Raw genomic sequence first — 24,796 nt, 5'->3', positions numbered from 1 at the left:
GCACGTCAGCGCCCCATGCCCCGCCCCGCAGCCCGACGGTGCACGTCAGCGCCCCATGCCCCGCCCCGCAGCCCGACGGTGCACGTCAGCGCCCCATGCCCCGCCCCGCAGCCCGACGGTGCACGTCAGCGCCCCATGCCCCGCCCCGCAGCCCGACGGTGCACGTCAGCGCCCCATGCCCCGCCCCGCAGCCCGACAGTCCACGCCACCGCCCCATGCCCCCGCCGCCGCAGCCCGACGGTGCACGTCACCGCCGCATGCCCCGCCGCGGAGCCCGCGTCAGCACCCGACCGAAGCTGAGCCGGCCGCCCACCTCCACTCGCAGCCGCACCGGGGTGTCGGGCTCCCCCGAACCGCGTGTCTTGACCTTGGCGTAGTCGGTGGCCAGGGAGTCCGTGTCCACCACGACCCCCGGCCGGGTCACCAGCCGCAGCGTGCCGCCTTGCATGTCGAGGTCGACGCGCAGAGTGTCGTACGAGATCACCGCCCGCGTGAAGTCGAGCGTCACGTCACCCCACGACGACTCGATCCGCAGCCGCCGCGGCACGGCCCATTCGCCTTCCCGCACGACCGAACCACCCTGCTGTTCGATGCGAACGACGTCCTTCGCCTGGGCCGCGACGGGCAGATCGCCGGTCAGCGCGGCCAGCTCCCCCATCGTCCGCGCGGTCAACGCGGCCTCCACCCGCTCATCGAGCTCGTCGGCGGTCAGCCGCCCGTCCCCGGCGGCAGCGGTCAGCATCTCCACCACCCGGTCCCGATCCGCATGCGAGGCCCTCAACGCGGACGACGTACCCTCACGCACCAGCTCGGCCGACACGCCCTCACCCCGATCACCCATCAGCCACCACCCGTCAGGAACTAACGCTATATCGCGTTATACCCAACGGCCAACCACACGTCCACCACCACCCGTTGCCGCCCTATCGTGACCGGCATGCACTCCTACACGATCGGCCAGGCCGCACGACTGCTCGGCGTGAGCCCCGACACCGCACGTCGCTGGGCGGACGCGGGCCGGGTGGCCACCCACCGCGACGAGAGCGGGAGGCGGCTCATCGACGGCCGGGACCTGGCGGCGTTCTCCGTCGAACTCGCCAGGACGGGCAGCGGCGAGGAGGAGCCTCCGTACACCTCGGCCCGCAACGCCTTCCCCGGCATCGTGACCGCGATCAAGCTCGGCGATGTCGCGGCCCAGGTCGAGATTCAGGCCGGCCCGCACCGCCTGGTCTCCCTCCTGACCCGCGAGGCCGTCGAGGAACTGGGCCTGGAGGTCGGCATGGAGGCCACGGCCCGAGTGAAGTCGACGAACGTACACATCGACCGCGTCTGACAACCGCCAGGCTCGCACATACAATCATCCACCCCTCCCATGCCCCGCTCATGCGATGCCACAGCAGACTTCCGGCTGGCATCTGCGTCAGTATGATCGACGCACTGGAAGAGCCCGAGCGGCCACTTCGGCCGCTTGCTCCGCAAGGCCGTCCGACCGCCTCCCCGCGAGGCCGTTCGGGCTCCTCCCCGAGTTTCGGGCTCGTCCCCGAGCAGCGAGTAGACGAGGAGTCGATCGTGATGACCCGATCCGCACGCCGGACCCACAACCCCCTTCGGGCGGCCGGCGCAGGAGCCGCGCTGCTCCTCGCCCTGACCGCCTGCTCCTCCTCGTCCGACACGTCCGCCACGTCCGCCACGGAGTCCTCCGCGCAGTCCGGCTCCTCCGCCTCGGCCGCCTCGAAGGTCTCCGGCACGGTCACCGTCTTCGCCGCCGCCTCCCTCAAGGAGAGCTTCACGAAGCTGGGCGACCAGTTCGAGCAGCAGCACCCGGGCACCGAGGTCACCTTCAGCTTCGGCGGCAGCGACTCCCTCGCCGCGAGCATCACGGGCGGGGCTCCGGCGGACGTCTTCGCGGCGGCCAGCCCCAGGACGATGAAGATCGTCACCGACGCCGGCGGCACGTCCGGCGCTCCGACCACCTTCGTCCGCAACCAGCTGGAGATCGCCACCCTGCCGGGCAACCCCGACAAGATCACCTCCCTCAAGGACCTCACCAAGTCCGGTCTGAAGGTCGTCCTCTGCGACGAGTCCGTGCCGTGCGGCGCCGCCGCGAAGAAGGCGCTGGACGCGAGCGAGCTCAAGCTCACGCCGGTGTCGTACGAGCAGGACGTGAAGAGCGCCCTGACGAAGGTCGAGCTGCAGGAGGCCGACGCCGCGGTCGTCTACAAGACCGATGTGCGGGCCGCCGGTGACAAGGTGGCGGGCGTGGACTTCCCCGAGTCGGCCGACGCCATCAACGACTACCCGATCGCCGTGCTCAAGGACGCACCCAACGCCGAGGCGGCGCAGGCCTTCATCGACCTGGTGAAGTCGGCCGACGGCCAGAAGGTGCTGACCGAGGCCGGGTTCCTGAACCCGTGAGCAGGCCTGCCGACACCTTGAAGGGCGGGCGCACGGGTCCGCGCCCACGCACGGTACCGCTGCCGTTGCTGCTCCCCGCCCTGCTGGGCCTGGCGTTCCTGCTCCTCCCGCTCATAGCCCTGCTCATTCGCACGCCGTGGAGCACCCTGCCCGACCAGCTCACGAGCCCGGGGGTCTGGCAGGCCCTCCGGCTCTCGCTGGTCTGCGCCACGGCGGCGACGGCGCTGAGCCTGGTCATCGGCGTCCCGCTGGCCTGGCTGCTGGCCCGCACGGACTTCCCCGGACGCGGCCTGGTCCGCGCCTTGGTCACCCTGCCGCTGGTCCTGCCGCCGGTGGTCGGCGGCGTGGCCCTGCTCCTCGCGTTCGGCCGCAACGGGGTGGTCGGGCAGTGGCTGGACTCGTGGTTCGGCGTCACCCTGCCGTTCACCACGACGGGCGTCGTGATCGCGGAGACGTTCGTGGCGATGCCGTTCCTCGTCATCAGCGTCGAGGGCACGCTGCGCGCCGCCGACCCCCGCTACGAGGAGGCGGCGACCACCTTGGGCGCCTCCCGCTTCACGGCGTTCCGCCGCGTCACCCTCCCGCTGATCGCCCCCGGCATCGCAGCGGGCTCGGTCCTGGCCTGGGCCCGCGCCCTCGGCGAATTCGGCGCGACGATCACCTTCGCGGGCAACTTCCCCGACCGCACCCAAACCATGCCCCTGGCGGTCTACCTGGCCCTCCAGAACGACCCAGCGGCGGCGATCGCCCTGAGCCTGGTCCTCCTCACGGTCTCGATCGCAGTCCTGGCAGCCCTACGAGACCGCTGGATGACCGCGTCATGACCCCCGATCGCAGGTGCGGGCAGTCCTGGTACCGCTGCAGCGGCAGGGGTGGGCGCAGCCACCACACCCCCGCAGCCGCGGGCAATCATCCCGCTGCGGCAACACAGACGGCCGCACCGGCACCCCGCCAACGCGGCGCCCCCACCACCCAGCCCCAGCCCCAGCCCCAGCCCCAGCCACCCCACCTGCCCCAGCCCGGAGCCGCCGCACCACGCAGCCGCAGGCAATCGTCCCGCTGCGGCAGCAGGGACGGACGCACCAGCGCCCCGGCGGCACGGCCAAGCCCCAACCGCCCAGCACCACCCCACAGCCGCCCGCGCTCGCCTCAACCACCCCACAGCCACCACACCCACGCAGCCGCGGCCAGTCGTCCCGCTACGGCAACACGGACGCACGCACCAGCACCCCGCCAACACGGCCAAGCGCCCCAACCCGCCGTCAGCACCACCCCCGGCCCACCCCCAAACCGGCCTCAGCACCACCGGCCCCACCCCACGCCCACCCCCAGGACACCCACCCCATGACCAACGTCGACGCCTCAACGCCCCCGCACCCCACCCGCCCCCACCCCGAAGGCCTGCACGCCCACCTGGTCGTCGACCACACTCCCTTCCGCCTGGACATCACCCTCACCGCCACCCCCGGCGAAGTAGTCGCCCTCCTGGGCCCCAATGGCGCAGGCAAAACCACCGCCCTCCGCGCCCTCGCCGGCCTCACCCCCCTCACCGCCGGCCACCTCCACCTCGACGGCACCGACCTGCACCACACACCCCCCGAATCCCGCCCCGTAGGCGTCGTGTTCCAGGACTACCTCCTCTTCCCCCACCTCACCGCCCTGGACAACGTCGCCTTCGGCCCCCGCTGCCACGGCGCCACCAAGCCCCAGGCCCGCGCCCAGGCAGCCGAGTGGCTGGCCCGCATGGGCCTGACCGACCACGCCACCGCCAAACCCCGCCAACTCTCCGGCGGACAGGCCCAACGCGTAGCCCTGGCGCGTGCCCTGGCCACCCATCCCCGCCTCCTCCTCCTGGACGAGCCACTCGCCGCCCTCGACGCCCGCACCCGCCTGGAGGTCCGCGCCCAACTCCGCCGCCACCTGGCCGACTTCGAGGCGGTGGCCGTACTCGTCACCCACGACCCCCTGGACGCCATGGTCCTGGCCGACCGCCTGGTCGTCATCGAGCACGGCAGCGTCGTCCAGGAAGGCACCCCCGCCGAGATCGCCCGCCGCCCCCGCACCGACTACGTGGCCCAACTCGTCGGCCTCAACCTCTACAAGGGCACCGCCGAAGGCCACACCGTCCACCTCGAAGCCGGCCCCGCCCTCACCACCACCGAGGACCTCAAAGGCCCGGTCTTCGTCGCCTTCCCCCGAGCGCGGTCACCCTCTACCGCGACCGCCCCACCACCTCCAGCGCACGCAACCTCTGGCGCTGCGAGGTCACCGGCCTGGAAACCCACGGCGACCAGATCCGCGCCGCCCTCACCGGCGAACTCCCACTCACCGCCGACCTCACCACAGTCGCCGCCGCCGAACTCGACCTGCACCCCGGCGCCCCCGTCTGGGCCACGGTCAAGGCCACCCAGACACACGCCTACCCCGCCTGAAACCCAACGAGGGCCCCCACAAAGGGAGCCCTCGTCCACTACGGCCGGCCTACGCCGCCGCCTCAGTCCTCGTACGCGTCCAACGGCGGGCAGGAGCACACCAGGTTCCGGTCACCGAACGCCTGGTCGATCCGCCGCACCGGCGGCCAGTACTTGTCGGCAACCGACACCCCGTCCGGGAACACGGCCTCCTCACGCGAGTACACGTGCTTCCACTCACCACCCAGCACGGCGGCGGTGTGCGGAGCATTCCGCAGCGGGTTGTCGTCGGCCGGCCACTCCCCCGCCCCGACCTTCTCGATCTCCGCCCGAATCGCGATCATCGCCTCGCAGAACCGGTCGAGTTCGGTCAGGTCCTCGGACTCGGTCGGCTCGATCATCAGCGTCCCGGCCACCGGGAACGACATCGTCGGCGCATGGAAGCCGTAGTCGATCAGCCGCTTGGCCACGTCGTCGACGCTCACCCCCGTCGCCTTGGTCAGCGGCCGCAGATCGATGATGCACTCGTGCGCGACCAGCCCGCCCGGACCGGTGTACAGCACGGGGTAGTGCGGCTCCAGCCGCTTGGCGATGTAGTTGGCGCTCAGCACGGCCACCTGCGTGGCCCGCTTCAGCCCCTCGCCGCCCATGAGCCGCACATAGGCCCACGAGATCGGCAGAATCCCCGCCGAACCCCACGGCGCGGCCGAGATAGGCCCGACCCCGGTCTCCGGCCCGGCCGCGGGCTGCAGGGGGTGGTTCGGCAGATACGGCGCCAGGTGCGACCGTACGGCCACCGGACCGACGCCCGGGCCACCGCCGCCGTGCGGGATACAGAACGTCTTGTGCAGGTTGAGGTGGGACACATCGCCACCGAAGTGCCCCGGCTTCGCGAGCCCGACCAGGGCGTTGAGGTTGGCCCCGTCGACGTACACCTGCCCACCGGCGTCGTGCACCTGCGCGCAGATGTCGGCGACATGCTCCTCGAACACACCATGCGTGGAGGGGTACGTGATCATCAGCACCGCCAGCTCGTCACGGTACTGCTCGATCTTCGCCCGCAGGTCCCGGACGTCGATCTCCCCGTCCTCGGCGGTCTTCACCACGACGACCCTCATGCCGGCCATGACGGCGCTCGCGGCGTTCGTGCCGTGCGCGGACGACGGGATCAGGCACACGGTCCGCTGCTCGTCGCCGTTCGCCCGGTGGTACCCGCGCACGGCGAGCAGCCCGGCCAGCTCACCCTGCGACCCGGCGTTGGGCTGCAGCGACACCTTGTCGTAGCCGGTGACCTCCGCGAGACGTTCCTCCAGCTCCCGAATGAGCGTCAGGTACCCCTGGGCCTGCTCGGCGGGCGCGAAGGGGTGCAGTTGCCCGAACTCCGGCCAGGTGACCGGCTCCATCTCCGTGGTCGCGTTGAGCTTCATGGTGCAGGAGCCCAGCGGGATCATGCCCCGGTCGAGCGCGTAGTCGCGGTCGGCGAGCCGACGCAGGTAGCGCAGCATCGCGGTCTCGGAGCGGTGCTGATGGAAGACCGGGTGGGTCAGGTAGTCGTCGGTGCGCAGCAGTCCGCCGGGCAGCGACTCCGCCGTGACATCGTCCAGCGCCTCGATGTCCCCCTCGACACCGAACGCCGTCCATACGGCGGCCAGTTGGGCCCGGTTGGTGGTCTCGTCGCAGGCCATGGAGACGTGGTCGGCGTCGACGAGCCGCAGGTTGACACCGTTCTGGCGCGCGGCGGCGACGACCTCGGCCGCCCGCCCCGGCACCCGCGCGGTGACGGTGTCGAAGTAGGCGTCGTGGACGATCTCGACGCCGCCGTTGCGCAGACCCGCGGCGAGGATCGTGGCGTACCGGTGCGTGCGCCGCGCGATGGCCTTCAGCCCCTCGGGCCCGTGGTACACGGCGTACATCCCGGCCATCACGGCGAGCAGCACCTGCGCGGTGCAGATGTTGCTGGTCGCCCTCTCCCGCCGGATGTGCTGCTCACGCGTCTGCAACGCCAGCCGGTACGCCTTGTTGCCGTCGGCGTCGACGGACACGCCCACGAGCCGCCCGGGCAGGCTGCGCGCGAACTTCTCCTGCACCGCCATGTAACCGGCGTGCGGCCCACCGAAGCCCATCGGCACACCGAACCGCTGCGTCGTACCGACCGCGATGTCCGCGCCCAGCTCACCCGGCGACTTCAGCAGCGCCAGCGCCAGCAGATCGGCGGCGACGGTGACGAGCGCGCCCAGTTCGTGCGCCTGGTCGATGACCGCCTTGATGTCGCGTACGGCCCCGGAGGCGCCCGGGTACTGGATCAGCACGCCGTTGATCTCACGCCCGGCGACCTCGGCCGGGATGCCCTCGCCGAGGTCGGCGACGACGACCTCGACGCCGGTCGGCTCGGCGCGGGTCTGGATCACGGCGATGGTCTGCGGCAGCACGTCCGCGTCGACCAGGAACAGGCCCTTCTTGTTCTTGCCCATGCGCCGGGACAGCGCCATCGCCTCGGCCGCGGCCGTGCCCTCGTCCAGCAGGGAGGCACCGGAGGTCGGCAACCCGGTGAGGTCGGCGACCACGGTCTGGAAGTTCAGCAGCGCCTCCAGCCGGCCCTGCGAGATCTCCGGCTGGTACGGGGTGTACGCCGTGTACCAGGCCGGGTTCTCCATGACGTTGCGCAGGATGACGGGCGGGGTGAACGTCCCGTAGTACCCGAGCCCGATCATGGAGCCCAGGACCTGGTTGCCGTCGGCCAGGGAGCGCAGCTCGCGCAGCACCTCGGCCTCGGTGCGCGCGCCCGGCAGGTCCAGGGCGTCGGCGTTCTTGATCACATCCGGTACCGCCGCGGCGGTGAGCTCGTCGAGCGAGCCGTAGCCGACCTGCGCGAGCATCTTCGCCCGCGCCTCCTGGTCGGGCCCGATGTGGCGCTGCTCGAAGGGTGTGCCCTGTTCGAGCTCGGAGAGCGGAATGCGCTGGGCGGTCATTGCGGAGGCCTCCTGGTCTGACGCGACCTTCGAGGGGCACCACGGCACGGGTGCCCCGACGGCCTCCCCCTCTGTCATCTCAACCTGAGAGCTTCACCGGCCGCCCTGCGGACGCCCGGCTTGCACCGTCGGTGAGAGCGGAAGCCGTGACACCCGCTCTGCTTTCCAGAGTGACCTCGTCCGTGCGGTACGTGGGCCTGAGAGATTCCGGGGAGGATTTGCTCCTTCGGCGCCTCCGGTGATCTCCGGAGGACTCTCCCGCACGGGGTCAGCAGCCGTTGCCAGACTACCAGCGAGGTCAACGCCAGGACCTTCGAGTGGCCGCGTTCCCCATTGTGCTCTTTCGTAGTGCTTACGAATGTGGTGCGAGCAAGTGGAGGGCCCGTGCAGACCGACATCGATCCGCGCAACCTGATCGGCCGCAAGGCCTTCGACCGCAACGGCACCAAAATAGGCACCATCGACGAGGTCTACCTCGACGACGCGACCGGCGTTCCGGAGTGGGCCGCCATACGTACCGGCCTGTTCAGCAGGGACGCCTTCGTCCCATTGGAGCCGAGCCGACTGGTCGAAGGCAGCCTGCACGTCCCCTTCGACCGGGCCCTGATCAAGGACGCCCCCGACTTCGGCGTCGGCCGCCACCTCTCCCCGGAACAGGAACTGCAGCTCTACCACCACTACGGCCTCGACGTGGCCGCCCCGCCCAGGTTCCCGGACCGCGACTTCGGCAAGCTGGCGGGCTCGGACGAGACGTGACCCCGAAGGCTCAACCCTGGAGCTCGGGTCTTCGCGCCACCAGTGGCAGCGGATCCGCAGGCTCCAGCGCGGGATCGTCGATCAGGAAGGTCCGCACCCGCCCGGGCTCCGAGTCGGGCGTCTCGAACCGCACGGTCACTCTGCCCAGCCCGCTGCCCTGCACCCACCCGTGCCCGTACTCGGCGTGCCGCACATCGTGCCCGGCAGCCCACCGCCGCTCGACGGGCTCGACCTCCTCCGGCACTGGCTCGTCCGCCACGTCCTCCGTCGCCCCCTCGGCCCGCTCCCCCGCCGCCTGCGCGAACAGGTCCTCCTGCGTGTAGTCGGCCAGCCCGCTCACCCCCACCCCCAGCAGCCGCACACCCCCTGTCGTGTCCACGGACTCCAGCAGCCGCGCCGCGGCCTCCCGCACCACCGCCGGATCGTCCGTGGGCCCACGGAGCGTCTCGGACCGGGTCAGCGTCGAGAAGTCGTACCGCCGCACCTTCAGTACGATCGTCCGCCCCGACAGCCCGGCCCCGCGCAGCCGCCGCACGCACCGGTCCGCGAGCCGCTGCACCTCCAGCCCGACCCGGACCCGGTCGTGGATGTCCACGTCATACGTGTCCTCGACCGACACGGACTTCGCCTCCCGCTCGGCGACCACCGGCCGGTCGTCGCGGGCCAGCGCCATGGCATACAGGGCGTGCCCGTGGGCCTTCCCCAGCAGCCGTACGAGCTCGTCCTCGCCCGCCTCGGCGATCTCGTCGACCGTGGTGATCCCGGCCCGCCGCAGATGGTCGCCCGTCGCGGGCCCCACCCCCGGCAGCGTCCGCACCGGCATCGGCCCCAGCAGTGCCCGCTCGGTGCCCGGCTCGATCAGCACCAGCCCGTCCGGTTTGGCCTGCTCGGAGGCGATCTTCGCGAGCATCTTGGAGGCGGCGAGCCCGACGGACCCGGTGAGCCTGGTGACGGCCCGGATGTCGGCCCGCAGCTTGACGCCCGCCAGCCGCGCCGACTCCTGGTCCCAGGCCGCCCCACCGGCCTCCAGATCCACGAACGCTTCGTCCAGGCTCAGGGGCTCCACCAGCGGCGACAGCGCCCGCAGCAGGCTCATCACCTGCTCACTGATCGTCCGGTAGAACCCGAAGCGCGGCACGAGATACGCGGCGTTGGGCGCGAGCCGGCGCGCCTGGCCCATGGGCATCGCCGAATGCACCCCGAACACCCGGGCCTCGTACGAGCAGGTCGCCACCACCCCGCGCGGCCCGAGCCCACCCACGATCACGGCTTTCCCGCGCAGGCTCGGCTTGGATGCCTGCTCCACCGAGGCGAAGAAGGCATCCATGTCGAGATGCAGGATCGTGGGCGCTGTTCTCACATGTCCGATGCTGCCTCACGCCACTGACAATGCCCCCAGGCCTGCGGAACAGCCGTGCGAAGGACTTCAGACGGCCCGGTTGCGCCGTCGCGCCAGTTCGTCCGCCGGATTGTTCCCGACAAGCGTCTCACCGGTGTCGATGCGCTCTCCGTGCAGCTGCGACAGGGCACTCTCGACGTCCCGCCACACCACACCGACGGCGATCCCGAAGATCCCCTGACCGCCCTGAAGCAGCGCGTGGACCTCGTCGGGCGAGGTGCACTCGTAGACGGTGGCACCATCACTCATCAGCGTCATCCGCTCAAGGTCCCGGAAGCCACGTTCCCGCAGATGCTGGACGGCGGTGCGGATGTTCTGCAGCGACACCCCGGTGTCGAGGAACCGCTTGACGATCTTCAGGACGACGACGTCACGGAAGCTGTACAGACGCTGCGTCCCGGACCCGTAGGCGGGCCGCACGCTCGGCTCGACGAGTCCGGTGCGGGCCCAGTAGTCCAGTTGCCGATAGGTGATGCCGGCGGCCGCGCAGGCCGTCGGACCGCGATAGCCGATCTCCTCGGACGCCATGGACGCCGCCCCTCCGCCGCTGGGAACGGCCGTCGGTCGCTGTGGAGCCTGATCGCTCAGCCTCCCGTGCGGCGCGTACCCCCCACTCGGACGGAGCCGAGAGCTCGGGGGAGGGTACGGACCGCTTTCCCCGAAACTGCGTCCGGGGGCACCCCCAGCCGTACCGTCGCCGCTGCTTCTCACGCCGACCTCCGTCCTTGACCTGCCTTCTCGACGGTAGGCAGTCACCAAGGGTGCGTCAACGATCGCCACACTCGGCACGCCGAGTGATAATCACCCTAAGAGTGGTTTCCCGCACCCAACCGCGGGGAAAGGCTAGCCGAATGCTCTGACGGGAAGCCGCAGGACGCTCTCACTGGCCACTGGCACGTGCCGGGGCGAGAGGCGCCGCCCCGCACACACCGACCCGCCACGGACCGTACGTCCGCCCGGGTCGGCCACTTCTCACTGGCTGCTGGTGCCGAAGTCCTCGGGGAGATCTGGTCGAGGAACTCCCGGAACTTCTCCACCTCGTCCTCCTGCTCGTCGGGGATCGCAATGCCGGCGTCGTCGAGCACCCCGTCACTGCCGTAGATCGGCGTGCCGGTGCGCAGGGCGAGCGCTATGGCATCGGACGGACGGGCGCTCACCTCGACGCCGCTGGCGAAGACCAGCTCGGCGTAGAAGACGCCTTCACGCAGGTCCGTGATGCGCACTTCGGTGAGCTCCTGGCCGACGGCCTCCAGCACGTCCTTGAACAGGTCGTGGGTCAGCGGTCGCGCGGGGGCCATACCCTGCTGGGCGAAGGCGATCGCCGTCGCCTCCCCCGGCCCGATCCAGATGGGGAGGTAACGGTCGCCTCCCACTTCGCGCAGGAGCACGATCGGTTGGTTGGAGGGCATTTCGACCCGGACACCTACGACATCGAGCTCGTTCACACAGCAACCCTAGGCCGTGCCCGGGACGTTTGGGTAGTCGGGCCACGATCGACCACGGGATCCGGCCGCTGCGGGCCCCCTCCGCCGCCATTCTTGAGAAGCCGACTGCCGCACACCTAGGGCTACCCCCAACCCCCAAGCCAAGCCCACGGACGCCCTCGGCCTCCCACTCACCCGCTCCCCTCACACCGGAGCCGACGGATATGCCGGAGCCGGAAGCCCGGCGCAGGACGCAGGCCGACGGAGAAGCCAGACCGGCGCAGAACCCGGGCCGCCAGCCCAGGTGCACCCCCCGCTCAGGGCAGCCGCACCCCAAGCGCACTCTGCACCAACGCCGCATGCAGCTTCACCGTGAGCCCGGCCAGCTCCTTCGCCCGAGCCTCCGCATGGGCCCTCGTCTGCGGATTCCGGTGCCGCCTCAGGGGGGCCACCACCTGATCCACGAGCCCGGCCTCACGATCAGCCGCAGCCTTCATCGCCCGCAGATGCCGCGGCTCGATCCCGAACCGCCCCAGCTCGACGATCAGCGCCGCCACGGTGACCGCCTCGGCGTCGTACGCACCGTCCGCCACCGGGGTGACCAGCCCGTACGACTCCCACTCGGCAAGCTCCTGCTCGCCGATCCCGGCCGCCGCCAGCAACTCCGCCCGCCCGATCCGCGCCGCCGTCGGCCCATCGGACACCTCGACGGCCGGTACAGCCTCACCGTGACGCTGTCGGCCCAGCGCGGGCAGCCGCACCTGTTCCCCGCGCTCCATGGCCTCAAGATGCTCACGGATCACCTTGAGCGGCAGATAGTGGTCCCGCTGCATCCGCAGCACATGCCCGAGCCGCTCGACATCCCCCGCGCTGAACTTCCGGTACCCCGAAGGCGTCCGCTGCGGCTCGATCAGCCCCTCCGACTCCAGGAACCGGATCTTGGAGATCGTGACCTCGGGAAACTCCTCGCGCAGCACGTTCAACACGGTGCCAATACTCATCAGCCCGCTGCCCGTGGCGGCGGCACCATACCCGGCACCGCCGCTCGGTGTGTGACGCATGGACCTTCCCTCGGAGTCCCTCCGGACGGATTCCGGAGGAGGGTCAGATGCCCTGCCGGCTCGCGTAGAAGACCAGCCGGTACTTGCCGATCTGCACCTCGTCACCGTTCGACAGAGCGACCTGGTCGATCCGCTCCCGGTTCACATACGTGCCGTTCAGACTGCCCACGTCGGCCACCGTGAACGACCCGTCCGGGCTGCGCCGGAACTCCACATGGCGGCGCGAGACCGTCACGTCGTCCAGGAAGATGTCGCTCTGCGGATGACGCCCGGCCGTGGTCAGGTCGCTGTCCAGCAGGAAGCGGCTGCCCGAGTTCGGCCCCCGGCGCACCACCAGCAGCGCGGACCCCAGCGGCAGCGCATCCACCGCGGCCTGCGCCTCGGGGGACAGCGTCGGCAGCGGCGTCTGACCGGTGACCTCGGCGTCGTACGCCTCGAGCCCGCTGATGGAGATCGTGGAGGTCGTCTCGGAGGGACGCTCGGGAACCGCCCCGGCCCGCAGCGGCGCACCGCAGTTGGAACAGAAGCGGCTGCTCTCCGCGTTGCGGTTACCGCACCTCGTACAAACCAGGGCCGACATGGATGGATCCTCCTGCCGCGGCTGCCCCGCAGGGGCGTGGGACGCGTACGGGTCGGCGGAGAACCCTCCACCCGCACTTGAGGTTGACGGTTGCCCGAAACCTATGCCGCCGGCCTGGGCAGGGTCAACCGACGGCGCGCCCTGACCACCGGAAATGTCACCACCCGGACCAGCCACCTGGTCCCGGAACAGCGGACGCTGGCCCTCCGCGTCAGGCTGTGCGCGATGACGAGCGGTCGCGTTGTCGCTGCCCTCTCGCGCGCTCTTGCCGAACAACTTCGCAAACAACTTCACGGGCGATTCCCCTTGACCGAAACAGACCCGCCCGTGGGCAGGACGAACCCTGATTGCACACTCTGGCCGACCCGGACATCCTCACAACGTCCGTATCCACCAGACAGTTTCCACCACGCACCACCCATTCGGTGCGTCGACCCCCCGCAACCTCATGCCCTCCCCGGACGTCCCCCATGCACCCCCGGTTCACTGGGAGGACGACCGAGCGTAGTCAGGTCGCTTCGCCGCTCGCAAGGCGTCCACGACGATCTTGTCCGACCGCTCGACCGTCACGGTGGCCTGCTCCTTCTCAAGCGTCTGCACCACGCCTCCTGGGATGTTGAGCGCCGGTTCGAGGTCCTGCGGCTTGCCGATGACCTTGAAACGAAAGGGAGCGTTGATCTTGTTCCCGTCGACACTCACACTTTCCCCGGAGTCCGTCAGGTAGGTGCTCGCGACGACCCGCACGCCGTTCACCTGGATCGCCTCCGCGCCGGCCGCGCGCAGCTCCTGGATCGCGTCGAGCAGCATGTCCGCCTCGACCGTCCCCTTCGTGTCGTCGATGGTCATCGTGATGCCGGGCCCCTGTGCCGCCACCGTGCCCGCCAGCACGCCGAGTTGCCGTTCCTTCTCGATCGTCTGCCGCCGGGCCTCCTCGGCCTGGTTCGAGCTGTTCTCCAGCTCGTCCCGCTGCTTTTCGAGACCCTGCTTCTCGTCCTCAAGACGCTGAGTACGGTCGTCCAGTTCATCGAGGATCCGCACAAGATCCTCCTGCCGGGCCCCGCGCAGGGCGCTGTCGCCGTCGCTGTTCGAGGCGACCTGCACGGCCAGGCCGAAGCCCAGCCCGAACAGCAGCAGCGCGACGATGAGTTGGGCCCGGGTCACGCGCGGCGGCCACAGCCCGTTGATCAGCCGCTGCCGCCCGGTGATCTCCGGCTGGGGCTTCTCCTCGGCGACCTCCGCGTTCGCCCCGGCAGGCGTGCTCGCCCCGGCAGGCGTGCCGGCCGCGATAGGCGTGCTCTCTGCGGCCGGATCGGCGTCAGCGGTCGGCGTGGCCTGGGCCGGCACCTCGTCCGGCAGCTCCTTGCGCAGCCGGTTCGTGCCCGTCTTCTCGTCCTGCTCGCTCATCTGCCTCACGCCCGGAACACGTGCCGACGGATCGCCGCGGCGTTGGAGAAGATCCGGATGCCGAGGACAACGACGACACCGGTGGACAGCTGGGCACCGACGCCCAACTCGTCGCCCAGGAACACGATCAGCGCGGCGACGACCACGTTCGACAGGAACGACACCACGAAGACCTTGTCGTCGAAGATGCCGTCGAGCATGGCCCGCAGACCCCCGAAGACGGCGTCGAGGGCCGCCACCACGGCGATGGGAAGATAAGGCTCGACGACCGCCGGAACCTCGGGCCGGACCAACAGGCCGGCCACGACTCCCACGACGAGGCCCAGTACGGCGATCACGATGTGCCTTTCTCAGTTCTCTGCTGTGCTGACTCGGTTATCGGCTGTGCTGTGCGAACAATCACACTCGGCGCGGCCGGCAACCGTAGGTCCCCCTCCACGGAGATGCTCGTCCGAATACCGAAGTTCTCCTGCAGGGCGTGCAGATAGAGTCCGTCCGCGCTGTTCTGGAACTTCGTGCTCAACCCTTCCCCGTCCCCCACCGCCAGCACCGTGTACGGCGGCACCAGCGGCCTGTTGTCGACCAGTATCGCGTCGCCGGCGGCCCTGATCGCGGACAACGCGGTCAGCCGCTGCCCGTTGATCGAGACGGCCTCGGCGCCCGACTCCCACATCCCGTTCACCACGCGCTGCATGTCCCGGTCACGTACCCGCCCCGTGTCGGAGAAGCCGCTCGTCCCGCGCGGGTCGCTGTCCGCGCCGGCGGCGGCCTCCTTGGCGTCGTTCACGACCAACTTCACACCGGGTCCGTGCACTTCGGAGGCACCGGACAGAATGCCGACCAGCTCGGTCTGGTCACCGCCGCCGCTCTGCTTGAGCGCCTCCCGCTGCCGGGCGCTCACATCGTCCCGCAGCCTGTCGACGGTGCTCTCCAGCTCGTCGGCCGCCGCGGTCTCCCGGTCGATCCGGTCGATGAGCTCCTCGCGCTCCTTGGCCACGACCGGCGCCGCCACGCGCGCCTGTGCCGCGCCGACGGTCACCACCAGAGCCGCGAGCACCAAGCCCGCCGCGAGACCGAGCTTCGCCCTGAGGGTCTTGGGCATGCCCCCGGCGCCCGCCGCCTTCTTCCGGGCGGCCGCCTCCGCGTAGCCGTCGTCGAGGCTGTGATCCATGACGTTGGTCAGCAGCGACATGGAGGCGTCCGGGCGCGAGGCGCGGGCGGGAGTGCTCCGAACGGGGGGCTGCTGCGGCATGCCGCACATCGTCGCACGTCGTGGCCGCTACCTCCGAATGGCCCCACCGGCGTGCCGGACAGGCCCCCTTGGGGACAGTTGTCCGGCACGCGCGCGTGCTGCCGCCTTACCGGCCGGCGCTGTCCACCACCGCCGACCACTCGTCGAGCAGGGCCTGTGCGGAGGCATCGTCCGGCCCCTCGGCCCACAGGTGGGTGACCGCCTCGGCCGGATCGGGCAGCACCATCACCCAGCGCCCGTCGGCCTCCACCACGCGCACCCCGTCCGTGGTGTCCACATCGCGATCTCCGGCCGCCTCGACGACCCGCCGCATCACCAGTCCCTTGACGGCCCAGGGCGTCGCCAGATCCCGCTTCAGGACGTGCGCACGCGGAATGCGCGCGTCGATCTGGCTCAGCGTGAGCTGCGTCCGCGCCACCAGCCCGATCAGCCGTACGAAGGCCGCCGCACCGTCGAAGACACTGCTGAACTCCGGGACGATGAAGCCGCCCTTGCCGTCACCTCCGAAGATGGTCGACTCGTCGCCGCCGACCCGGGTCAGATCGTCGGGCGACGTGGTCGTCCACTCGACCTGAGTCCCGTGGTACGCCGCGACCTGCTCGGCGATCCTCGTCGTGGTCACGGGCAGGGCAACCCGCCCACTGCGGCGCTCCGCGGCGACCAGGTCGAGCATCACGAGCAGCGCCCGGTCGTCCTCGACGATCCGCCCCTTCTCGTCGACCAGCGACAGCCGCTCGCCGACGGGATCGAACCGCACCCCGAACGCGGCCCGCGCCGACGCCACGATCTCTCCCAGCCGCACGAGCCCCGACCGCCGCGCATCCGCCGACTCCGTCGGCCTGGACTCGTCCAGACCGGGATTGATCGTCAGCGAGTCCACGCCCAGCTTGCCGAGCAGGCTGGGCAACACCAGTCCCGCGCTTCCGTTCGACGCGTCGACGACGACCTTCAGCCCCGACTCGGCGATCCCGGTGGTGTCGACATTGCGCAACAGCGATCCGGTGTAGGAGTCGAACACGCTGGCCGGGAAATGCAGATCCCCGATCTCGCCGGGGAACGCCCGCCGATACTCCTGACGCGCGAACACCCGGTCCAACTTCCGCTGACTAGCCTGCGAAAGATCGGCACCCTGCCCGTCGAAGAACATGATGTCCACGGAATCCGGCACCCCGGGCGTGGTCCGGATCATGATCCCACCGGCACTGCCCCGAGCGGTCTGCTGTCGCGCAACCGGCAGCGGTACGTTCTCCAGGTCGCGTACGTCGATGGCGCTGGCCTGCAGCGCGGAGATCACGGCCCGCTTCAGCGCACGGGCACCACGGGAGTGGTCGCGGGCCGTCGTGACGGTCGAGCCCTTCTTCAACGTCGTCGCGTAGGCGCCGGCCAGCCGCACGGCCAGCTCCGGCGTGATCTCGACGTTCAGGATTCCGGAGACCCCGCGGGCACCGAAGAGGTGCGCCTGGCCCCGCGATTCCCATATGACCGAGGTATTGACGAAGGCACCGGCCTCGATGGTCTTGAACGGGTAGACCCGCACATTGCCCTGCACGATCGATTCTTCGCCGATGAGGCACTCATCACCGATGACGGCGCCGTCCTCGATGCGGGCCGCCCGCATGATGTCGGTGTTCTTCCCGACGACACAGCCCCGCAGATTGCTGTGCTGCCCGACATACACGTTGTCGTGCACGACGGCCTTGTGCAGGAAGGCCCCACTCTTGACGACGACGTTGGAGCCCACAACGGTGTGCTCACGGATTTCCGCGCCGGCCTCCACCTTCGCGTAGTCGCCGATGTACAGCGGTCCTCGAAGCACCGCATCGGGATGTACTTCGGCGCCTTCGGCCACCCACACACCCGGGGAGATCTCGAAGCCGTCGATCTCGACGTCGACCTTGCCCTCCAGGACATCGGCCTGCGCCTTCACATAGCTCTCGTGCGTGCCGACGTCCTCCCAGTAGCCCTCGGCGACATAGCCGTAGACCAGCTTTCCCTCCTTCATGAGCTGCGGGAAGACATCGCCGGACCAGTCGACGGGCACATCGGCCTCGACATAGTCGAAGACCTCGGGCTCCATGACGTAGATACCGGTGTTCACGGTGTCCGAGAAGACCTGGCCCCAGGTCGGCTTCTCCAGGAACCGCTCGACCTTGCCCTCTTCGTCGACGATCGTGATGCCGAATTCCAAAGGGTTCGGGACACGGGTCAAGCAGACGGTGACCAGCGCACCCTTTTCCTTGTGGAAGTTGATCAGTTCGGTGAGGTCGAAGTCGGTCAGGGCATCACCGGAGATGACCAGGAACGTGTCGTCCTTCAACGCCTCTTCAGCGTTCTTGACACTTCCGGCGGTACCGAGTGGCTTCTCCTCGTTGGCATAGGTGAGCTCCATTCCGAGCTCTTCACCGTCACCGAAGTAGTTCTTGACCAGCGAGGCAAGGAACTGGACAGTTACGACGGTCTCGTTGAGCCCATGCCTTTTGAGCAGCCGCAGAACATGCTCCATGATCGGCCGGTTGGCCACCGGCAGGAGCGGCTTGGGCATGCTTGAGGTCATGGGACGAAGGCGTGTGCCTTCGCCACCGGCCATCACGACGGCCTTCATGTCGGAAGCGTCCTCCTCGAAGAGACGACGGTCTAGCCGACTTCACCCGTCCGAATTGTCCCGCACTTTTCCCTCGCGGGCCATCGCACCGCTACAGGCCGCTCAATCGGCGAGCTCAATCGGCCATGGTGTCCGCTCGAACCAGACGGCGGACCTGTACCACGTAGAGGACTCCTGCCCACCAGTAGAGGGTTGTACCCCACCCGGCGAACGCCCATCCGAAAATAGCAGCGAGTGACGAGATCCATCCGCTTCCGTCACTGAGCAGCAACAACGGGAAGGCGTACATCAGGTTGAAGGTGGCGGCCTTGCCAAGGAAGTTCACCTGCGGCGGCGGATAGCCGTGGCGCCTGAGGATGCCCACCATCACCAGCAGAACCAGTTCTCGCGCCAGCAGTACGGCGGTCAACCAGATAGGCAGAATCTCGCGCCAGGTGAGCCCGACCAGGGTCGACAGTATGTAGAGCCGGTCCGCGGCGGGATCAAGGAGCCGGCCGAGGTTGCTGATCTGGTTCCAGCGCCGCGCGAGTTTGCCGTCCAGGTAGTCACTGATCCCGCTCAGAGCCAGCACCAGCAGCGCCCAGCCGTCACTCTTGGGCCCCCCGAACTCGGGCCTGAGGATCAGCCACAGGAAGAGGGGTACGCCGAGGAGCCGAGCCATGCTGAGGATGTTCGGGATCGTGAGGACCCGGTCCGTCTGAACGCGGGTCTCCTGGACCTCCAACCGGGGGCCTCCTGTCAAAAAACGAGCCAACGATGCCCCCGACCTTACCTCAACGCAAAAAAGCTCCGGCCCCTGGGTCAAGTGCCCAAGAACCGGAGCTACAAAGGTAGTTCGGCGGCGTCCTACTCTCCCACAGGGTCCCCCCTGCAGTACCATCGGCGCTGTAAGGCTTAGCTTCCGGGTTCGGAATGTAACCGGGCGTTTCCCTCACGCTATGACCACCGAAACACTATGAAACTGACAACCGGAAACGGCTGTTCGTGGTTTCAGAACCAACACAGTGGACGCGAGCAACTGAGGACAAGCCCTCGGCCTATTAGTACCGGTCAACTCCACACGTTACCGTGCTTCCATATCCGGCCTATCAACCCAGTCGTCTACTGGGAGCCTTACCCCATCAAGTGGGTGGGAGTCCTCATCTCGAAGCAGGCTTCCCGCTTAGATGCTTTCAGCGGTTATCCCTCCCGAACGTAGCCAACCAGCCATGCCCTTGGCAGAACAACTGGCACACCAGAGGTTCGTCCGTCCCGGTCCTCTCGTACTAGGGACAGCCCTTCTCAAGACTCCTACGCGCACAGCGGATAGGGACCGAACTGTCTCACGACGTTCTAAACCCAGCTCGCGTACCGCTTTAATGGGCGAACAGCCCAACCCTTGGGACCGACTCCAGCCCCAGGATGCGACGAGCCGACATCGAGGTGCCAAACCATCCCGTCGATATGGACTCTTGGGGAAGATCAGCCTGTTATCCCCGGGGTACCTTTTATCCGTTGAGCGACGGCGCTTCCACAAGCCACCGCCGGATCACTAGTCCCGACTTTCGTCCCTGCTCGACCCGTCGGTCTCACAGTCAAGCTCCCTTGTGCACTTACACTCAACACCTGATTGCCAACCAGGCTGAGGGAACCTTTGGGCGCCTCCGTTACCCTTTAGGAGGCAACCGCCCCAGTTAAACTACCCATCAGACACTGTCCCTGATCCGGATCACGGACCCAGGTTAGACATCCAGCACGACCAGACTGGTATTTCAACGACGACTCCACACGAACTGGCGTCCGCGTTTCAAAGTCTCCCAGCTATCCTACACAAGCCGAACCGAACACCAATATCAAACTGTAGTAAAGGTCCCGGGGTCTTTCCGTCCTGCTGCGCGAAACGAGCATCTTTACTCGTAGTGCAATTTCACCGGGCCTATGGTTGAGACAGTCGAGAAGTCGTTACGCCATTCGTGCAGGTCGGAACTTACCCGACAAGGAATTTCGCTACCTTAGGATGGTTATAGTTACCACCGCCGTTTACTGGCGCTTAAGTTCTCAGCTTCGCCCCACCGAAATGGAGCTAACCGGTCCCCTTAACGTTCCAGCACCGGGCAGGCGTCAGTCCGTATACATCGCCTTACGGCTTCGCACGGACCTGTGTTTTTAGTAAACAGTCGCTTCTCGCTGGTCTCTGCGGCCACCCCCAGCTCCGGCAGCAAGTGCCGTCACCGGATGTGGCCCCCCTTCTCCCGAAGTTACGGGGGCATTTTGCCGAGTTCCTTAACCATAGTTCACCCGAACGCCTCGGTATTCTCTACCTGACCACCTGAGTCGGTTTAGGGTACGGGCCGCCATGAAACTCGCTAGAGGCTTTTCTCGACAGCATAGGATCATCCACTTCACCACAATCGGCTCGGCATCAGGTCTCAGACACATGCCAGGCGGATTTACCTACCTGACGTCCTACACCCTTACCCCGGGACAACCACCGCCCGGGATGGACTACCTTCCTGCGTCACCCCATCACTCACCTACTACCAGCTCGGGTCACCGGCTCCACCACTCCCCCTCACTCCGAAGAGATCAGGGGCGGCTTCACGGGCTTAGCATCACTGGATTCAATGTTTGACGCTTCACAGCGGGTACCGGAATATCAACCGGTTATCCATCGACTACGCCTGTCGGCCTCGCCTTAGGTCCCGACTTACCCTGGGCAGATCAGCTTGACCCAGGAACCCTTAGTCAATCGGCGCAAACGTTTCTCACGTTTGTATCGCTACTCATGCCTGCATTCTCACTCGTCAACCGTCCACAACTCGCTTACGCGGCTGCTTCACCCGGCAGACGACGCTCCCCTACCCATCCATACACCCGTTGGGGCTACTGTATGAATGACACGACTTCGGCGGTACGCTTGAGCCCCGCTACATTGTCGGCGCGGAATCACTTGACCAGTGAGCTATTACGCACTCTTTCAAGGGTGGCTGCTTCTAAGCCAACCTCCTGGTTGTCTGTGCGACTCCACATCCTTTCCCACTTAGCGTACGCTTAGGGGCCTTAGTCGATGCTCTGGGCTGTTTCCCTCTCGACCATGGAGCTTATCCCCCACAGTCTCACTGCCGCGCTCTCACTTACCGGCATTCGGAGTTTGGCTAAGGTCAGTAACCCGGTAGGGCCCATCGCCTATCCAGTGCTCTACCTCCGGCAAGAAACACACGACGCTGCACCTAAATGCATTTCGGGGAGAACCAGCTATCACGGAGTTTGATTGGCCTTTCACCCCTAACCACAGGTCATCCCCCAGGTTTTCAACCCTGGTGGGTTCGGTCCTCCACGAAGTCTTACCTCCGCTTCAACCTGCCCATGGCTAGATCACTCCGCTTCGGGTCTTGAGCGCGCTACTGAAACGCCCTATTCGGACTCGCTTTCGCTACGGCTACCCCACCCGGGTTAACCTCGCAACACACCGCAAACTCGCAGGCTCATTCTTCAAAAGGCACGCAGTCACGAGATACAGCAAGCTGCATCCGACGCTCCCACGGCTTGTAGGCACACGGTTTCAGGTACTATTTCACTCCCCTCCCGGGGTACTTTTCACCATTCCCTCACGGTACTATCCGCTATCGGTCACCAGGGAATATTTAGGCTTAGCGGGTGGTCCCGCCAGATTCACACGGGATTTCTCGGGCCCCGTGCTACTTGGGTGTCTCTCAAACGAGCCGCTGACGTTTCGACTACGGGGGTCTTACCCTCTACGCCGGACCTTTCGCATGTCCTTCGCCTACATCAACGGTTTCTGACTCGTCCCACGGCCGGCAGACCGTGGAAGAGAGATCCCACAACCCCGCATACGCAACCCCTGCCGGGTCTCACACGCATACGGTTTGGCCTCATCCAGTTTCGCTCGCCACTACTCCCGGAATCACGGTTGTTTTCTCTTCCTGCGGGTACTGAGATGTTTCACTTCCCCGCGTTCCCTCCACTTGCCCTATGTGTTCAGGCAAGGGTGACAGCCCATGACGACTGCCGGGTTTCCCCATTCGGAAACCCCCGGATCAAAGCCTGGTTGACGACTCCCCGGGGACTATCGCGGCCTCCCACGTCCTTCATCGGTTCCTGGTGCCAAGGCATCCACCGTGCGCCCTTAAAAACTTGGCCACAGATGCTCGCGTCCACTGTGCAGTTCTCAAACAACGACCAGCCACCCATCACCCCGGACCAACAGACCCGAGTGCACTGGGACCGGCAACTGAGGAAAGTTCATTCCCTCAGACACCCAACAGCGTGCCCGACACAGTCAGCTGACCAGATCAGCGTTCCACGCCCCAAGGGGCAGTACTAGCGCCTGATCCATCCTGGACCGTGCCGAGTAGTCAACGTTCCACCCATGAGCAACCAGCATCAGACGTTCGCTGATGTACTGGCCTCTGAACCGGGCAAGCCCGGCTGAGAAGTGCTCCTTAGAAAGGAGGTGATCCAGCCGCACCTTCCGGTACGGCTACCTTGTTACGACTTCGTCCCAATCGCCAGTCCCACCTTCGACAGCTCCCTCCCACAAGGGGTTGGGCCACCGGCTTCGGGTGTTACCGACTTTCGTGACGTGACGGGCGGTGTGTACAAGGCCCGGGAACGTATTCACCGCAGCAATGCTGATCTGCGATTACTAGCGACTCCGACTTCATGGGGTCGAGTTGCAGACCCCAATCCGAACTGAGACCGGCTTTTTGAGATTCGCTCCACCTCGCGGTATCGCAGCTCATTGTACCGGCCATTGTAGCACGTGTGCAGCCCAAGACATAAGGGGCATGATGACTTGACGTCGTCCCCACCTTCCTCCGAGTTGACCCCGGCGGTCTCCCGTGAGTCCCCAGCACCACAAGGGCCTGCTGGCAACACGGGACAAGGGTTGCGCTCGTTGCGGGACTTAACCCAACATCTCACGACACGAGCTGACGACAGCCATGCACCACCTGTACACCGACCACAAGGGGGCGACCGTCTCCGGCCGTTTCCGGTGTATGTCAAGCCTTGGTAAGGTTCTTCGCGTTGCGTCGAATTAAGCCACATGCTCCGCCGCTTGTGCGGGCCCCCGTCAATTCCTTTGAGTTTTAGCCTTGCGGCCGTACTCCCCAGGCGGGGCACTTAATGCGTTAGCTGCGGCACGGACAACGTGGAATGTTGCCCACACCTAGTGCCCACCGTTTACGGCGTGGACTACCAGGGTATCTAATCCTGTTCGCTCCCCACGCTTTCGCTCCTCAGCGTCAGTATCGGCCCAGAGATCCGCCTTCGCCACCGGTGTTCCTCCTGATATCTGCGCATTTCACCGCTACACCAGGAATTCCGATCTCCCCTACCGAACTCTAGCCTGCCCGTATCGACTGCAGACCCGGGGTTAAGCCCCGGGCTTTCACAACCGACGCGACAAGCCGCCTACGAGCTCTTTACGCCCAATAATTCCGGACAACGCTTGCGCCCTACGTATTACCGCGGCTGCTGGCACGTAGTTAGCCGGCGCTTCTTCTGCAGGTACCGTCACTTTCGCTTCTTCCCTGCTGAAAGAGGTTTACAACCCGAAGGCCGTCATCCCTCACGCGGCGTCGCTGCATCAGGCTTTCGCCCATTGTGCAATATTCCCCACTGCTGCCTCCCGTAGGAGTCTGGGCCGTGTCTCAGTCCCAGTGTGGCCGGTCGCCCTCTCAGGCCGGCTACCCGTCGTCGCCTTGGTGAGCCATTACCTCACCAACAAGCTGATAGGCCGCGGGCTCATCCTGCACCGCCGGAGCTTTACAGAACCAAGGATGCCCAAGGTTCTCATATCCGGTATTAGACCCCGTTTCCAGGGCTTGTCCCAGAGTGCAGGGCAGATTGCCCACGTGTTACTCACCCGTTCGCCACTAATCCACCCCGAAGGGCTTCATCGTTCGACTTGCATGTGTTAAGCACGCCGCCAGCGTTCGTCCTGAGCCAGGATCAAACTCTCCGTGAATGCTTACCGGTAATCCGGTGACACACACGGGAGCGGAACGCCGGGAGGAATAATCCCGACGCTCACAGCGTCCTCGCTGTGTTTTTTCAAAGGAACCTCGCCTCAGTCATGATGACCGGAGACGGGGTATCAACATATCTGGCGTTGACTTTTGGCACGCTGTTGAGTTCTCAAGGAACGGTCGCTTCCTTTGTACTCACCCGAGATTCTCTCTCGCGGCTTTCCTCCGGGCGCTTCCCTTCGGTGCTCCAAACTCTATCAGTGTTTTTCCGTCTCTCTGACCACTCTCCTGCAGGCATGCAGAAGAAGACCCCGAGATAGGATCTGACAAGTTGGGTGCCGCCAGGCAACGATGCTTGTTCGCATCGCTCAGCCTCAAGCAGGGGTATGACTGTACACGGGGCCGCAGAGTGGGCGCAAATCGATTAAGGTAGGGGTGGTCTAGACCTCTAATGGGAGATCTCGTACAGAACCGGGACTTCCCATGGCATACCCTGCTGAACAGTGTGCCGTCGGGACAGGCAGTGACGGCCCATATATGAAGCTCCACCC

General features: G+C 67.0%; 13 protein-coding genes, 3 rRNA genes, 4 pseudogenes and 1 riboswitch. Of the genes and pseudogenes, 5 read left to right on the top strand and 15 right to left on the bottom strand.

Translation table 11 applies throughout. The annotated features are described in order from the left end of the window. Positions 1-247: 247 nt before the first annotated feature. Positions 248-841 (bottom strand): DUF1707 SHOCT-like domain-containing protein, encoded by a 594-nt coding sequence (locus I2W78_RS34705; RefSeq protein WP_230885688.1) that lies wholly within the window; start codon positions 839-841, stop codon positions 248-250. Positions 842-937: 96 nt separating this feature from the next. Between I2W78_RS34705 and I2W78_RS34700 the strand changes: the two genes are divergently transcribed. The 4 genes and pseudogenes from I2W78_RS34700 to I2W78_RS34685 all read left to right on the top strand — a co-directional run bounded on the left by I2W78_RS34700 (position 938) and on the right by I2W78_RS34685 (position 4,847). After that, entirely contained in the window at positions 938-1,333 is a 396-nt protein-coding gene (locus I2W78_RS34700) for a TOBE domain-containing protein (RefSeq protein ID WP_171118493.1), read from the top strand. A 239-nt stretch (positions 1,334-1,572) separates the two neighbouring features. Continuing rightward, the gene (modA, locus tag I2W78_RS34695) at positions 1,573-2,415 is read left to right on the top strand and encodes a molybdate ABC transporter substrate-binding protein (RefSeq protein WP_196464197.1); all 843 of its coding nucleotides are present in this window, start codon (positions 1,573-1,575) and stop codon (positions 2,413-2,415) included. Then, positions 2,412-3,239, top strand: coding sequence for an ABC transporter permease (locus I2W78_RS34690; protein WP_196464196.1), 828 nt, complete (start codon positions 2,412-2,414; stop codon positions 3,237-3,239). The genes modA and I2W78_RS34690 overlap by 4 nt, the downstream gene beginning before the upstream one ends. 520 nt (positions 3,240-3,759) lie before the next feature. Further along, a pseudogene (locus I2W78_RS34685) lies at positions 3,760-4,847 on the top strand (ABC transporter ATP-binding protein). A gap of 62 nt (positions 4,848-4,909) precedes the next feature. Here the strand turns inward: I2W78_RS34685 and gcvP are convergent. Then, on the bottom strand, positions 4,910-7,795 hold the full coding sequence (gcvP, locus tag I2W78_RS34680; protein WP_196464195.1) for an aminomethyl-transferring glycine dehydrogenase: 2,886 nt from the start codon (positions 7,793-7,795) through the stop codon (positions 4,910-4,912). Positions 7,796-7,970: 175 nt separating this feature from the next. Then, positions 7,971-8,066: riboswitch (glycine riboswitch) on the bottom strand. Positions 8,067-8,179: 113 nt separating this feature from the next. Here gcvP and I2W78_RS34675 point away from each other — a divergent pair. Next, positions 8,180-8,551: a PRC-barrel domain-containing protein gene (locus I2W78_RS34675; protein ID WP_196464194.1), complete on the top strand. Its 372-nt coding sequence runs from the start codon at positions 8,180-8,182 to the stop codon at positions 8,549-8,551. Here I2W78_RS34675 and I2W78_RS34670 read toward each other — a convergent pair. The 13 genes and pseudogenes from I2W78_RS34670 to I2W78_RS34610 all read right to left on the bottom strand — a co-directional run bounded on the left by I2W78_RS34670 (position 8,473) and on the right by I2W78_RS34610 (position 24,244). Further along, positions 8,473-9,911: pseudogene (locus I2W78_RS34670) on the bottom strand (DNA polymerase IV). The gene I2W78_RS34675 and the pseudogene I2W78_RS34670 sit on opposite strands and share 79 nt — an antisense overlap. Positions 9,912-9,977: 66 nt before the next feature. Next, complete coding sequence (locus I2W78_RS34665; RefSeq protein WP_196464192.1) at positions 9,978-10,661, bottom strand: MerR family transcriptional regulator; 684 nt, start codon at positions 10,659-10,661, stop codon at positions 9,978-9,980. A gap of 261 nt (positions 10,662-10,922) precedes the next feature. Beyond that, positions 10,923-11,395: pseudogene (locus I2W78_RS34660) on the bottom strand (bifunctional nuclease family protein). A gap of 296 nt (positions 11,396-11,691) precedes the next feature. Continuing rightward, positions 11,692-12,435: a transcriptional regulator FtsR gene (ftsR, locus tag I2W78_RS34655; RefSeq protein ID WP_196464191.1), complete on the bottom strand. Its 744-nt coding sequence runs from the start codon at positions 12,433-12,435 to the stop codon at positions 11,692-11,694. 43 nt (positions 12,436-12,478) lie between these two features. After that, positions 12,479-13,437, bottom strand: a pseudogene (locus I2W78_RS41505) (FHA domain-containing protein). Positions 13,438-13,498: 61 nt separating this feature from the next. Beyond that, a complete protein-coding gene (locus I2W78_RS34645; RefSeq protein WP_196464189.1) occupies positions 13,499-14,419 on the bottom strand; it encodes a DUF881 domain-containing protein in 921 nt (306 codons plus the stop codon). A 5-nt stretch (positions 14,420-14,424) separates the two neighbouring features. Further along, on the bottom strand, positions 14,425-14,757 hold the full coding sequence (locus tag I2W78_RS34640; RefSeq protein WP_030808725.1) for a small basic family protein: 333 nt from the start codon (positions 14,755-14,757) through the stop codon (positions 14,425-14,427). Beyond that, a complete protein-coding gene (locus I2W78_RS34635) occupies positions 14,754-15,671 on the bottom strand; it encodes a DUF881 domain-containing protein (RefSeq protein ID WP_230885685.1) in 918 nt (305 codons plus the stop codon). Before I2W78_RS34635 ends, I2W78_RS34640 begins: the two co-directional genes overlap by 4 nt. A gap of 106 nt (positions 15,672-15,777) precedes the next feature. Further along, the gene (locus I2W78_RS34630) at positions 15,778-18,273 is read right to left on the bottom strand and encodes a mannose-1-phosphate guanyltransferase (RefSeq protein WP_196464187.1); all 2,496 of its coding nucleotides are present in this window, start codon (positions 18,271-18,273) and stop codon (positions 15,778-15,780) included. A 115-nt stretch (positions 18,274-18,388) separates the two neighbouring features. Further along, positions 18,389-18,997, bottom strand: a complete 609-nt coding sequence (locus I2W78_RS34625) for a CDP-alcohol phosphatidyltransferase family protein (RefSeq protein ID WP_196464186.1) — start codon at positions 18,995-18,997, stop codon at positions 18,389-18,391. A gap of 109 nt (positions 18,998-19,106) precedes the next feature. After that, a 5S ribosomal RNA gene (gene rrf, locus I2W78_RS34620) occupies positions 19,107-19,223 on the bottom strand. A 70-nt stretch (positions 19,224-19,293) separates the two neighbouring features. Beyond that, positions 19,294-22,413, bottom strand: a 23S ribosomal RNA gene (locus tag I2W78_RS34615). 306 nt (positions 22,414-22,719) lie between these two features. After that, positions 22,720-24,244, bottom strand: a 16S ribosomal RNA gene (locus I2W78_RS34610). Together the 16S, 23S and 5S rRNA genes form the textbook arrangement of a ribosomal RNA operon. Positions 24,245-24,796 lie beyond the last annotated feature (552 nt).

This window comes from Streptomyces spinoverrucosus, assembly GCF_015712165.1.
Classification (GTDB): Bacteria; Actinomycetota; Actinomycetes; order Streptomycetales; family Streptomycetaceae; genus Streptomyces; species Streptomyces spinoverrucosus_A.
Note: the sequence above shows the minus strand (reverse complement) of the source record. Positions and strands in the feature narration are given on the sequence as shown.

What these genes read in the sequence shown, in the direction of transcription:
- I2W78_RS34705 (WP_230885688.1), bottom strand. Translation starts at nt 841, where the DNA reads ATGGGTGATCGGGGTGAGGGCGTGTCGGCCGAGCTGGTGCGTGAGGGT.
- I2W78_RS34700 (WP_171118493.1), top strand. Translation starts at nt 938, where the DNA reads ATGCACTCCTACACGATCGGCCAGGCCGCACGACTGCTCGGCGTGAGC.
- modA (WP_196464197.1), top strand. Translation starts at nt 1,573, where the DNA reads ATGACCCGATCCGCACGCCGGACCCACAACCCCCTTCGGGCGGCCGGC.
- gcvP (WP_196464195.1), bottom strand. Translation starts at nt 7,795, where the DNA reads ATGACCGCCCAGCGCATTCCGCTCTCCGAGCTCGAACAGGGCACACCC.
- ftsR (WP_196464191.1), bottom strand. Translation starts at nt 12,435, where the DNA reads ATGCGTCACACACCGAGCGGCGGTGCCGGGTATGGTGCCGCCGCCACG.
- I2W78_RS34645 (WP_196464189.1), bottom strand. Translation starts at nt 14,419, where the DNA reads ATGAGCGAGCAGGACGAGAAGACGGGCACGAACCGGCTGCGCAAGGAG.
- I2W78_RS34635 (WP_230885685.1), bottom strand. Translation starts at nt 15,671, where the DNA reads ATGCCGCAGCAGCCCCCCGTTCGGAGCACTCCCGCCCGCGCCTCGCGC.
- I2W78_RS34630 (WP_196464187.1), bottom strand. Translation starts at nt 18,273, where the DNA reads ATGAAGGCCGTCGTGATGGCCGGTGGCGAAGGCACACGCCTTCGTCCC.